Annotated in this window: 11 protein-coding genes; all 11 read right to left on the bottom strand. The window is 47.9% G+C overall.

The window, feature by feature from the left end:
• Positions 1-17 precede the first annotated feature (17 nt).
• The 11 genes from hslV to EDD67_RS06990 all read right to left on the bottom strand — a co-directional run bounded on the left by hslV (position 18) and on the right by EDD67_RS06990 (position 12,259).
• Positions 18-563, bottom strand: coding sequence for an ATP-dependent protease subunit HslV (hslV, locus tag EDD67_RS07040; RefSeq protein ID WP_093071791.1), 546 nt, complete (start codon positions 561-563; stop codon positions 18-20).
• Between the two features lie 18 nt (positions 564-581).
• On the bottom strand, positions 582-1,493 hold the full coding sequence (xerC, locus tag EDD67_RS07035; RefSeq protein ID WP_121439670.1) for a tyrosine recombinase XerC: 912 nt from the start codon (positions 1,491-1,493) through the stop codon (positions 582-584).
• Positions 1,494-1,635: 142 nt separating this feature from the next.
• Complete coding sequence (trmFO, locus tag EDD67_RS07030) at positions 1,636-2,946, bottom strand: FADH(2)-oxidizing methylenetetrahydrofolate--tRNA-(uracil(54)-C(5))-methyltransferase TrmFO (protein ID WP_093071789.1); 1,311 nt, start codon at positions 2,944-2,946, stop codon at positions 1,636-1,638.
• 26 nt (positions 2,947-2,972) lie between these two features.
• The gene (gene topA / locus EDD67_RS07025; protein ID WP_121439671.1) at positions 2,973-5,045 is read right to left on the bottom strand and encodes a type I DNA topoisomerase; all 2,073 of its coding nucleotides are present in this window, start codon (positions 5,043-5,045) and stop codon (positions 2,973-2,975) included.
• Between the two features lie 148 nt (positions 5,046-5,193).
• Complete coding sequence (dprA, locus tag EDD67_RS07020; RefSeq protein ID WP_162843792.1) at positions 5,194-5,976, bottom strand: DNA-processing protein DprA; 783 nt, start codon at positions 5,974-5,976, stop codon at positions 5,194-5,196.
• Positions 5,977-6,182: 206 nt separating this feature from the next.
• Positions 6,183-7,088, bottom strand: a complete 906-nt coding sequence (gene sucD, locus EDD67_RS07015; protein WP_093071786.1) for a succinate--CoA ligase subunit alpha — start codon at positions 7,086-7,088, stop codon at positions 6,183-6,185.
• 17 nt (positions 7,089-7,105) lie between these two features.
• Complete coding sequence (sucC, locus tag EDD67_RS07010; protein ID WP_093071785.1) at positions 7,106-8,269, bottom strand: ADP-forming succinate--CoA ligase subunit beta; 1,164 nt, start codon at positions 8,267-8,269, stop codon at positions 7,106-7,108.
• 212 nt (positions 8,270-8,481) lie between these two features.
• The gene (locus EDD67_RS07005) at positions 8,482-9,276 is read right to left on the bottom strand and encodes an alpha/beta fold hydrolase (protein ID WP_093071784.1); all 795 of its coding nucleotides are present in this window, start codon (positions 9,274-9,276) and stop codon (positions 8,482-8,484) included.
• A gap of 90 nt (positions 9,277-9,366) precedes the next feature.
• Positions 9,367-9,699 carry an EscU/YscU/HrcU family type III secretion system export apparatus switch protein gene (locus tag EDD67_RS07000; RefSeq protein WP_121439673.1) on the bottom strand — a complete coding sequence of 111 codons (333 nt, stop codon included), beginning with the start codon at positions 9,697-9,699 and terminating at the stop codon, positions 9,367-9,369.
• Positions 9,696-11,471 (bottom strand): hypothetical protein, encoded by a 1,776-nt coding sequence (locus EDD67_RS06995; RefSeq protein WP_121439674.1) that lies wholly within the window; start codon positions 11,469-11,471, stop codon positions 9,696-9,698. Before EDD67_RS06995 ends, EDD67_RS07000 begins: the two co-directional genes overlap by 4 nt.
• A 17-nt stretch (positions 11,472-11,488) precedes the next feature.
• Positions 11,489-12,259 (bottom strand): ribonuclease HII, encoded by a 771-nt coding sequence (locus tag EDD67_RS06990; protein WP_121439841.1) that lies wholly within the window; start codon positions 12,257-12,259, stop codon positions 11,489-11,491.
• Positions 12,260-12,299 lie beyond the last annotated feature (40 nt).

The raw sequence follows: 12,299 nt of genomic DNA, 5'->3' as shown, positions 1-12,299 counted from the left end.
TAAGATAGGTCCTGTCGTTATTCGCTGACTGTTTCAACCGTAATATGATTATTCGTATAAACACACAGGTCAGCTGCTGTTTGCAGGCTTGCCTTAGCAATTTCTTCCGCTGAAAGATGGGCTGCGTGCTGCTTCAAAGCCCGTCCGGCTGATAAAGCATAATTCCCGCCGGATCCGATTGCAATGATTCCGTCATCCGGTTCAATCACCTCGCCGGTTCCGGCAATCACATACATGTTTGTGCGGTCCATCACGATCAGCATCGCTTCTAATTTTCGCAGCACCCGGTCGCTGCGCCATTCTTTGGCCAATTCAACAGCTGCCCGCTGCAGATTGCCGCGGAATTCTTCGAGCTTGGCTTCAAATTTTTCATAAAGCGTAAAAGCATCAGCGACCGAACCGGCAAACCCTGCAGCCACTTGGCCCCGGTATAATGTACGAACTTTTGTAGCTGTTTGTTTCATCACTACAGCATTGCCCATCGTAACTTGACCGTCACCGGCCATCGCCGACATCCCGTTATGTTGTACGGCAAATATTGTCGTACCTTTAATTTGTTCCATTCATCAACAGCCTCCTGTTTATGCCCGCGGGTGACTGTTTCGGTAAACTTCCCGCAGTCTGTCTTTTGTTACGTGCGTATATATTTGTGTAGCCGACAATCCTTTATGACCGAGCAGTTCCTGCACTGTTCTTAAGTCTGCCCCTTCATTCAGCATGTGGGTCGCGAAGGTATGACGGATAACGTGCGGGCTGATCCGGGACTTTAACGCGGCGTCTTCCACCGCCGCATTCAGGACTTTGCGAACTCCCCGGTCCGTTAAAGGGCCGCCGCGATAATTTAAAAACAGCTGATCATTTTTCTCAGCAGCTTTGCTCGCCAAATTCGGCCGCGCCGATTCAAGGTAATTTTCAAGTGCATCCAGTGCAAACGATCCAACCGGAACGTATCGTTCCTTCCGGCCTTTTCCGGAAACGAGCAGTGTGCCGATTGCAAGATCCAAATCCTCGACTGTAATTCCGGTTAATTCGCTCACACGGATTCCCGCAGCGTACAGCAGTTCAACAATTGCCAAATTTCGTTTGCCGAGATCCGTCGTTTGATCGATCCCTTCGAGGACCGCCCGCATTTCATCCTCATAAAAAAAGACCGGCAGCCGCTGCTCAGCTTTCGGTGTGCTGACAAACCGAAAAGGATTATCGCGCACGGCGTGTTCTCTTTGCAGGAAATTCCAAAACGAACGCAACGCAGAGAGTTTACGCGCGACCGATTTTCGGGCATACTCATTTTCGTTTAATGACCTTAAATATTGACGAATATCCGTGTATGAGATTTGATCAAGCGGCGTCTCACGCCCCTGCTCAGAAAAAAAGGCGAAAAAATGCTCAATATCTTTTGCATAGTTCGCAACTGTGTACGAAGATGCCTGCCGTTCCATTTGCAAATACGTTAAAAATGCAGAAACCTGTTCCTGTTCAGTATTCAAGCTCATTCGCCACCTTCTTTTGCCCAGCATACAAAACCCTTCAGCCTTATAAGAGGAAGGGTTGCTCAATATACACATGTAAAATCTTTGAATTATCTGAAAACCAAAAGAGCCACTAAATCGTATCACAACTTAGCGGCTCTTTCAATCATTCCGGTATTTTTTTCATAAAATTCTGAATTGCGCCGATCGCTCTCTCAGCATACTTTTCATATTTTTCTTTCTTATTTTTGATCCGTTCTTGAAACGGAGGAACAAGGCCGAAATTCACGTTAATCGGCTGAAAATTGTCCGGGTTGGCATTTGTAATATAATCGGCCATCGCTCCGAGCATTGTTTCCTGCGGAAAGATGAGCATCTCGTCATCATTAACGTATTTTGCTGCATTAATCCCTGCGATCAGACCGGACGCAGCCGATTCAACATAGCCTTCGACACCTGTCATTTGCCCGGCTAAAAAGAGATCGGGCCGGCTTTTGTATTGGTATGTTGGTTCCAATACTTTCGGCGAATTCACAAACGTATTCCGGTGCATAACGCCGTAGCGGACGATATCTGCATCTTCCAGTCCCGGGATCGTTCGGATTACCTCTTTTTGCGGCCCCCATTTCATATGAGTTTGAAAGCCGACAATGTTGTAAAGCGTGCCCGACGCATTATCTTGCCGCAGCTGTACAACGGCATACGGACGCTCGCCGGTTTTCGGATCTTCGAGTCCGACCGGTTTCATCGGACCGAAAAGCAGCGTTTTTTCCCCGCGCTTGGCCATCACTTCAATCGGCATACAGCCTTCAAAAAACATTTCTTTTTCAAACTCTTTAACCGGCACCGTCTCTGCATTAATCAGTGCGTTATAAAAGGTTTCGAATTCTTCTTTCGTCATCGGACAGTTGATGTAAGCCGCTTCGCCTTTATCGTAACGCGATTTCAAATAAGCTTTGTCGCGGTTTATCGAATCCGTTTCGATAATCGGCGCGGCGGCATCATAAAAATACAGATGTTCTTCTCCGGTTAACGCCGTTATTTCTTGCGATAATGCTTCCGAAGTCAGCGGCCCAGTCGCAATGATTGTCGGCCCGCTTGGAATCGACGTGATTTCCTCTTCATGAACGGTCACGAGCGGATGGCCTTTCACCCGTTCTGTCACCTTTGCGGCAAATTCGTGCCGGTCAACCGCTAAGGCGCCGCCGGCTGGAACCGAACACTCATCGGCAGCTTGTACAATCACGGAATCAAGGTGGCGCATCTCTTCTTTTAAAACGCCGACAGCATTCGTTAAACTGTTTCCGCGCAGTGAATTGCTGCAAACAAGTTCGGCGAACTTATCGGTATGGTGAGCTGCCGTCTGTTTTTGCGGCCGCATTTCGTACAGATGGACATGAACGCCTCGTTCAGCCAGCTGCCATGCCGCTTCGCTGCCGGCTAATCCGGCTCCGATAACATTTACTGCTGCTGACACATGTAACGCTCCTTTCGCATAAACGATTAATTCGCTTCTTCTTTATAATCGCACCCGGTACATTGCACGTTGACTGTTTTCTTCGACTTCTTTTCAACAAGCAAACTCTCACACTTCGGACAAGGTCTGGCAATCGGTTTGTCCCAAGAAATGAAGTCGCACTCAGGATACTGATCGCAGCCGTAAAAAATACGGTTCTTCTTGCTTTTTCGTTCAACAACTTTTCCGTTGTCGCACTTCGGACAGTCGACGCCGATTTCTTTAACGATCGCTTTTGTATTTCGGCAGTTCGGGAAGTTCGAACAAGCCATAAACTTGCCGTACCGCCCCATTTTATACACCATTTCATGACCGCATTTTTCACAGTCTTCACCGGCCGGTTCATCTTTTATTTCGACTTCCTTCATTTCTGTTTCGGCAACTTTGAGGCGTTTTTCAAAATCTTGATAAAATTCATCAATAATTTTAACCCAATTTTCTTCGCCCTCTTCAACAGCATCTAATTTCGTCTCCATATCAGCTGTGAATTCAACGTTTAATATTTCCGGGAAAAACTCCGCAATCAGTTCTAAAACAATTTCGCCGAGTTCCGTCGGTTTAAAACGTTTATCTTCCAGCGCGACGTAACCGCGGCGCTGAATGGTATCCAATGTCGGCGCGTACGTAGACGGACGGCCGATCCCGAGCTCTTCCAGTGTCCGGACGAGCCTCGCTTCCGTATAACGCGGCGGCGGCTGCGTGAAGTGCTGCGCCGGTTCAATCTTCTCAGCCGTTGTTGTATCGCCTTCAGCTAAATCAGGGAGCAGCTTATCTTTCTCTTCTTTCCCTTCATCGCTGCCTTCAATATAAAGTTTCATAAATCCGGCAAACTTAAGTTTTGAGCCGTTCGCGCGAAACATAACCCCGTTGTTCTCCAAGTCAACAGCCATCGTGTCCATTACCGCCGGGGCCATCTCGCTGGCAACCATGCGCTCCCAAATCAGCTTATAAAGACGGTGCTGGTCACGGCTTAAATACGGTTTCATCGCTTTAGGATCCCGCATGACGCCTGTAGGTCTTACGGCTTCGTGCGCATCTTGTGCATTGCTGTTTTGTTTATCTTCTTTTTTCGTTCCGCGCAAATACTCGCGGCCGTAATGGGTTTCGATATATTCTTTCGCTTCATTTTTAGCCGTTTCACTGATCCGGGTTGAATCCGTACGCATGTAAGTTATCAAACCGACCGTGCCGGATTTTCCTAAGTCCACCCCTTCATAAAGCTGCTGGGCAAGCATCATCGTTTTTTTCGCGCGGAAATTTAATTTCCGGGCTGCTTCTTGCTGCAATGAAGACGTGATAAACGGAGCCACCGGATTGCGTTTTCGTTCACGTTTCTTAACAGACGCAACTTGAAACTCTTTGCCGTCAATACTGTTCATGACGCGGTCGACATCTTCTTTTGATGATAATTTTGTCTTTTTGCCGTCAAGCGACTGGAATTTTGCTTCAAAGGAGTCGCTGTCTTTAAACATATTGGCCGTAATTGACCAGTATTCTTCCGGCACAAACGATGTAATTTCGTTTTCCCGTTCGATGATCATTTTCACTGCAACGGACTGCACCCGGCCGGCGCTTAAGCCTTTTTTAACTTTTTTCCACAGCAAAGGGCTGATGTTGTAACCGACGAGCCGATCAAGCACCCGGCGCGCCTGCTGCGCATCGACAAGATTGTTATTGATCGTGCGCGGATGTTTAAACGATTCTTTAATCGCGTCTTTAGTAATTTCGTTAAAAACGACGCGGCATTCTGAATCTTTATCAATGTTTAAACTGTCTGCCAAATGCCAAGCGATCGCTTCGCCCTCTCTGTCGGGGTCGGCTGCTAAATAGACGCGTTTAGCTTTTTTCGCTGCTTGTTTTAATTCTTTAAGGATCGGGCCTTTCCCGCGAATAGTAATATATTTCGGCTGATAATTGTCTTCGACGTTTACACCCATCTGACTTTTAGGTAAGTCAATCACGTGGCCCATCGAAGCTTTCACCGTATATTTCTTTCCCAAGTATTTGCCAATCGTTTTGGCTTTTGCGGGAGATTCCACGATTACAAGGTAATCGGACATGTTTTAGTTCCTCCCTTTAGAGGTTAATGAAATCTTCCCTATTATTAAACAGAGTTTGTTCATTTGTCAAACCGTGAAAGCCGAATCAATCCTATGAAAACAAGACCCGATCCAGCAAAAGAGAGGATTTAACGTTGTTGAAAATTTTTTACAAACGCTGGGTGAGGTTTAATTCATCCAGTAAATCTCCACTCGAAAACACCGGCAGCGCTCCTTCGGATAAAAGCTGATTTGTCCCTGCTGCGAACGTGTCCGCTATTCGCCCCGGCAGCGCTGCGACAGTTCGGTTTTGTTCCAGAGCGCAATCCGCGGTGATCAGCGATCCGCTCTTTTTTTTCGCCTCAACGATTAACGTCAGCATCGAAAGACCGCTGATAATCCGGTTTCGCTCGGGAAAATGCCAGCGCTCGGCTTTCATATAAGGGGGATATTCGCTTATAACGAGCTGAGAGGAGAGCATTTCTTGATATAGGGGCTGGAGCTGCTTCGGGTATAAATGATCGTGGCCGAAACCGAGTACCGCAATCGTATATCCTTCCCGTTCGCACGCGAGCCGATGGCTGAGCGCATCGATGCCGCGGGCAAGTCCGCTGACGATGACAGTATTAGCTTTAATGATATCGGGAAGCAACTGCTTTATGTCGTTGCAAGCCGCTTCGCTCGGATCGCGTGTGCCGACAACACTGAGCCGGCAGGGCAGATCAAGAATGTCTGTAAGGCCTGAAGCATAGAGAACAGCCGGCGGATCAGGTATTTGTTTTAACAAATCCGGGTAACTGCGGTCATAAATCGTGATCGGTTGAATATTTTTCGATTGGAGATGCTCTGATAATTGCCGGGGAGAGCTGTTTGCGAGGGCTTTATACATTCGAGACTTAATTTTTTCGTTGTTTGGCGGCAAACAGCGCTGAATAACCTCCGCTTTCCGCACAGAATATACAGCTGATAAATAGGGGTCAGTCTGTAAAAGGTTGTTGATAAATTTGCGGCTGCCGTAAGAACAATAATGAAGGTGGGTTAGCCGTTCGGAGAAACCGGAGGAGTTTTTCAAGAGGGATCGTCCTTTCCGCTGCAAAATGCAATGCATAAAATAGCGGAGCCGCCCGCTAAGGACAGGCTCCGCAATGGCTGAACAGTTTACTTATGGGTCAGACATGTTTCATATAAATTATTTTCTTTTAAAACATTAATGAGCGTTTCACCCATGACTGCCGGAGTTTCTGCCACTTGCACTCCTGCATCGTTGAGCGTTTTGATCTTTTCGTCAGCTGTTCCTTTGCCGCCGGAAATGATGGCTCCCGCATGGCCCATACGCTTTCCGGGCGGCGCTGTCCGTCCGCCGATAAAACCGACAACCGGTTTCGTCATATGCTTTTTTATCCAGGCAGCGGCTTCTTCTTCCGCTGTTCCGCCGATTTCACCGATCATGATGACAGCCTTAGTATCCGGGTCTTCATTAAACAGATTCAGCACGTCAATGAAATCTGTTCCGTTAACCGGATCCCCGCCGATTCCTACAGCAGTCGATTGGCCGACACCGGCTGTTGACAGCTGGTGGACCGCTTCGTACGTCAGTGTTCCAGATCGCGAGACAACTCCGACATGACCTTTTTGATGAATATAGCCCGGCATAATGCCGATCTTACACTCATCCGGGGTAATAACACCCGGACAGTTCGGGCCGATTAAACGGGTCTTTTTGTCCTCCATGAAACGTTTGACTTTAATCATATCTGTTACCGGAATGCCTTCGGTGATCGTAATCACGACGTCCACGCCGGCATCGGTTGCTTCCATGATTGCATCCGCAGCAAACGGAGGCGGAACGTAAATCACCGACGCCTCGGCACCTGTTTTGGCGACCGCTTCACTGACTGTATCAAAAACAGGAATGCCTTCGATTTCTGTCCCTCCTTTTCCGGGGGTGACACCGCCGACAATATTCGTTCCGTATTGCATCGCCTGTTTCGTATGGAACAGCCCGGTTGCGCCGGTAATTCCTTGCACAATCACTTTTGTATTTTCATTGATTAAAATACTCATTCGTCAATCCCGCCTTTCTACGCCTGTACCAGCGATACAATTTTTTGTGCGCCGTCGGCCATCGAATCCGCTGCCGTAATATTTAACCCGGACTCTTCTAAAATCTTTTTGCCCAGTTCAACATTCGTGCCCTCTAAACGGACGACGAGCGGAATTTCCAATCCGACCTCTTTCGTTGCGGCGACAACGCCTTCAGCGATAACGTCGCATTTCATAATTCCGCCGAAAATATTGACGTAAATGCCTTCGACGTGATCATCTTCGAGAATAATCTTAAATGCAGCCGTTACTTTTTCTGCATCGGCACCGCCGCCGACATCAAGAAAGTTGGCCGGGTCGCCGTGATAATGTTTAATAATATCCATTGTCGACATCGCCAGGCCTGCGCCGTTAACCATACAGCCGATATTGCCGTCGAGCGAGATGTAGCTGAGATCATACTTCGACGCTTCGATTTCTTTTGGATCCTCTTCATCTAAATCCCGCAAGGCATAAACATCTTTTTGCCGGTAAAGGGCGTTATCGTCAAAATTCAGCTTCGCATCGAGCGCCATCACTTTACCGTCGCCGGTTGTGACAAGCGGGTTGATTTCCACAATCGAACAGTCTTTTTCTTCAAAAACTTTGTAAAGCCCCATCATAAACTTGACTGCCTCTTTAAGCAGTTCTTTCGGAATATTGATGTTGAATGCTAGCCGCCGTGCTTGGTACGGCATCAGGCCTGTCACTGGATCGACAACTTCCCGGAAGATTTTTTCCGGCGTTTTCTCCGCTACTTCTTCAATTTCTGTGCCGCCTTCTTCCGACGCCATCATTGTAATTCGCGATGTCGCCCGGTCGACGACAATACCGACGTAATATTCATTAAGAATATCGCTTCCTTCTTCGATCCAAAGTCTTTTTACTTCTTTTCCTTCTGGACCGGTCTGATGTGTCACCAATGTTTTACCGAGAATTTCATCGGCGTATGTACGCACGTCATCAATCGTTTTCGCAAGCTTCACACCGCCGGCTTTGCCGCGGCCTCCGGCATGAATCTGCGCTTTGACAACGGTTACATTCGATCCCAAAGATTGCGCCGCTTCAACAGCTTCCTCTACGCTGTAAGCTACCTGCCCATTTGGAACTGCAACGCCGTATTCCCTCAAAAGCTCTTTACCTTGGTACTCATGGATATTCATTGCCATCCTCCTTACTGAGTCAAAAGATTTCTCCTGAGTGCAACGGAGGGGACAACTGCTCCCCTTGTTTTAGAATGAGGATTCTAACCGTTTGCGGATGCTAAAACATCGCGCAAGGTTTATTTTACTATATATTCCGACAAATTTGTGAAGACGATCTCAAAAAATTTTCGTTTTCAAAAAATTTTTTCAACATAAAAACGCACAGTGTTTTATACACTGTGCGCATCATCTCGTTTCAGCGAATGAATATACTCAATTGTCAGCTGGTTGAATCGTTCAGGCTGATCAATATTGCAAACGTGGCCGCTCTTCTCAACACAAAGAAACTGCAAGTGCTGATTATTTTCCGCTAACGCTCGGACGTGCGGAAGAAAGAGGTGGTCATCATCGCCCATGACAAACAGCGTCGGAATGCCGTTAAAACTCGATTGCAGCCGTTTTAAAAACGGATTAACGGTACTGATAATATTAAACCAGCGGACAAATTCTTTTTGACACATCTTCTTCGCTTCATCGACAAACGCCGAGCGCGATTCAATGTGCTGTTTTTTCGGCATAATAACCCAAGCAAAAAAACGGTACAGCCACATATAAGGCAGCATGTATTTAAATGTATTGCCGAGTTTGATCAGCAGTTTCGTGCGCATATTCAAATGGGTAACCGCGCCGGTTAAAATCATCGATTCAAGGCGCTCCGGATATTTATGCGAGAGCGTTTGAATCACGATTGTCCCCAGGGAAATACCGATAAAATGCGAAACCTTAACACCGGCCTCATCAAGAACGTCAATAACATCGTCAGCCACTTCGGCAAACGAGTCGCCGCGTTTCCACGGTATACCGCTTGAACGTCCGTGTCCGCGCAAATCGATCAGAAGCACGTTAAAGTTTTTTCTGAACTCCCGCACTTGTTTGTGCCAAGTAGATGAACTTCCGCCGGCACCGTGAATAAACGTGACCCATTTATACTGCGGACCTTTTTCATACAGATGATAATGAAGCATTCGTGTAACGCCCTTTCGTGACAATCTCTCAGGTGATAACCTACGTGGATATTATAACAAAACATGTTTGTCTGTCCATAATAAACACGCTTATTCCATTTTCGAACGCTCAGTCTGCTCTCGGTCAATCCGGTAAATAAATGCAAATACTTCGGCGACCACTTGATAAAGAGAGTCCGGAATTTGCTGATTTATTTCCAGTTCTGACAACAGCTGTACGAGCGATTCATCTTCTTGGACCGGGATCTCATTCGCTTTCGCAGCGGCGATGATTTCATCTGCCACATACCCCCGGCCTTTCGCGCGTATTCCCGGGGCTTTTTCGTTTTCCGGGGAATAGCCTAGTGCGACAGCATATTTTCGGCTCTTGTTTTCTTCTTCATCTGCCGAAGAAAACGGCGGGGGATCATCATGATCTGTCATATCCGGACATCCACTCCTTTATAATTTTGGCGCTTTCGCTTTTCTGTCTGCGCGTCGGGATTGTTTTTGTCTTTTGCCGGCGTGTTGTCCGGCTGCTTCCAGCGGACAGAGGACAATTTGTAACCCGTTTCTTCCAAACGCTTCGCCAATATCGGTTCAAACATGCGCTGAAGCTGCTCCGGTTTTTCCATCTGATTGAAAATCGTCAGACTGACGACGCGGTTTTGAATTTGCACATCGACCATCGTATCGCGTATTGCCGCGAGCTCTAAATAAAACATAATACGGCAATGGTCTTCATCCAAATAACCTTCTTTCGTTCGTTTTCCTTCCCATTGCATCGTTATATCGCTGTATTGTTCGCCGAACTTAAAGGGAACTTGAAACAACAAGTGCTGCACCGGGTGCTGCTGCTCTTGCGAGGCTATTTGAAATCCGGTCAGGCGCTGAAGTAAAAATTCTGCTTGCTGGATCGTTTGCGGCGTTTGATTGGCTTGGTTTTGCAGAAAATGCAGCAGCTGTCCTTTAAGCGTTTCAATTCTTTGCCCTGCTTCACGGCTTTGCTGCAGGTCGTTTAAACCAATGCGTAAATCATGTTCATGCTGCAGCCCGAGCTGCTGCAAAAACATCCGCAGCTGCGCGGTGTCCTGTCCTTGGCCGCGCTGAAGAAATAACAGCTCCCGATCCGCCTGCTGCTCGTGAATCATTTGCAACAGCGGAGAAGCGGAATGGTTTCGCTGCTGCATCAGGCGGTCCAGCTGTTCAAACACTTGTTGCGGAGCTGTGTCCGGATTGATCAGCCGAAGCATTTGCGTTAATCCTTCCGGTTGATCCGGACCGGCTGCGTTCATAAGCATCGTAAACACATTTGCCGGTTTCATCGCATTGAACACTTGATTCCCGCTCTGCCCTTGAAAAAGCTGGGGAAAAGCCTGTTGCATAGGGGCGCGGTTTTCCGGTTTAACGGCTTCCGCCTGGATTCGGGAAAAAAATTGCTCAGCCGATTCCTTCGCGCGCATAATACCTGTCTCGCGCAAAACTTGTTCTGCCTGCGTGCGAACAGAGTTCTCTCCCGTCAACAAAGCGTTAAACAGCTGGCGAACCGGTTCGATTTGTTTTGAGCTGTTTGTTTGCTGCAACAGCGAACCGAGTATTTGCTGCAAACCGCGGCTCTCATTTCCGCTGGAGGAAGATTGTGCCAGCGACTCGTGCAAGGCATGCATCGTCTCTCCCATCGATTGCGGATGTTGCAAAGCAGCCAATGCTTGAAACGTTTCTCTTGTCAGCGGAAGCTGCTCATTAACGAGCCGGCTGATCAATTGAAGTGAATGGTGGGCAGGCAGACCCGATTGCTGCAAAAGCCTGGCTCCGGAAGCTAAGTCCGTTTGTGTGAACGGCTGACTGGTTTGTTGAAAATGCCGAAGCAATTGTTCATGCGGCCCGCCGGTTTGCAGGCCGAGCTGTTGTAATATTTGGCTGCGCTGGCTTTGCTGCTGATCGCCTTGCGGATTTGACCGGACCTGTTCCATTACTTGCAGACGCGGCATCCCGTCTCCTGCTTGAACCCGAAACCAGTACTGTCTCCCGGTTTCAAGCTGCGCCTCGAGCTGAGCAGTCAGCGTCATATTTCCGGCTTGCAGCTGCGCAGTTTGACCGGGGTAGAGCTTAGTGATCATACCTTGAAACATTTGACCGGGACGCAGTGCGAGGGAACGGTTCTCAGATGTTTGTAAACCTCTGTTCATTGACGAAATCATCTCGGATTGAAACATAACTGACTCCCCCTGTTCTAAGTCGTTGTTACGTGCTTTCTCACCGGAGCAAAACTGCGTCGATGCTCGTCTGTCACACCGAACGTCTTGAGCGCCTGTAAATGTTCGGCGGTTCCGTAACCGGCATGGTTATCAAATCCGTAGCCGGGATAAACTTTGGCAATCTCTTTCATATAACGGTCGCGGGTCACTTTTGCAACAATTGACGCGGCAGCAATCGAAACAGAGCGGGCATCCCCTTTTATGAGGCTTTCCTGCTTCATTTCAAGCGGAAGGCTCATCGCATCGACGAGCAGGAAATCAAGCGGAGCATTTGTGTTCGAAACAGCTCGTACCATCGCGAGTTTCGACGCTTCGTAAATGTTATGCGTGTCAATTTCTTCAGCTGTTGCTTCGCCGATCCCAACCGCTGTTGCGCGCGTAAATATATCTTCGTAATAAAATTCGCGCTTCGTTTCAGATAATTTTTTTGAGTCCGTCAGCCCGAGAAACTCTTCTCCTTCCGGGAGAACGACACACGATGCGACGACCGGACCGGCGAGCGGCCCCCGGCCGACTTCATCCACGCCGCCGATGATAACAGCACCGTCATCGCGGGCTTTTAATTCATGACGAGTCATTTCGGCAAAAGCTTTGCGCAATGTTTCTTTTTCTGTTTGGCGTTTCCGCCATTTCGCAACAGCCTGCTGGACACCTTTTCGTTCATCCGTCAATAATTCGATAAAGCGCGGGTCCGTTTCTGTCTGAATATCATTCAATCGCAATTCGATTTCTTTTATACTTGCCATTTTCTCCGTCCTTTCAAACGTTATATCGGCTAAAACCGGC

This window comes from Salisediminibacterium halotolerans (genome assembly GCF_003814815.1).
Taxonomy (GTDB): Bacteria; Bacillota; Bacilli; order Bacillales; family Salisediminibacteriaceae; genus Salisediminibacterium; species Salisediminibacterium halotolerans.
This window is presented reverse-complemented; position numbering and strand designations above follow the sequence as displayed.

Bases quoted from the DNA above. Each gene is read 5' to 3' on its own strand.
- hslV (WP_093071791.1), bottom strand. From the start codon at position 563: ATGGAACAAATTAAAGGTACGACAATATTTGCCGTACAACATAACGGG.
- xerC (WP_121439670.1), bottom strand. From the start codon at position 1,493: ATGAGCTTGAATACTGAACAGGAACAGGTTTCTGCATTTTTAACGTAT.
- topA (WP_121439671.1), bottom strand. From the start codon at position 5,045: ATGTCCGATTACCTTGTAATCGTGGAATCTCCCGCAAAAGCCAAAACG.
- sucD (WP_093071786.1), bottom strand. From the start codon at position 7,088: ATGAGTATTTTAATCAATGAAAATACAAAAGTGATTGTGCAAGGAATT.
- sucC (WP_093071785.1), bottom strand. From the start codon at position 8,269: ATGAATATCCATGAGTACCAAGGTAAAGAGCTTTTGAGGGAATACGGC.
- EDD67_RS07005 (WP_093071784.1), bottom strand. From the start codon at position 9,276: ATGCTTCATTATCATCTGTATGAAAAAGGTCCGCAGTATAAATGGGTC.
- EDD67_RS07000 (WP_121439673.1), bottom strand. From the start codon at position 9,699: ATGACAGATCATGATGATCCCCCGCCGTTTTCTTCGGCAGATGAAGAA.
- EDD67_RS06995 (WP_121439674.1), bottom strand. From the start codon at position 11,471: ATGTTTCAATCCGAGATGATTTCGTCAATGAACAGAGGTTTACAAACA.
- EDD67_RS06990 (WP_121439841.1), bottom strand. From the start codon at position 12,259: ATGGCAAGTATAAAAGAAATCGAATTGCGATTGAATGATATTCAGACA.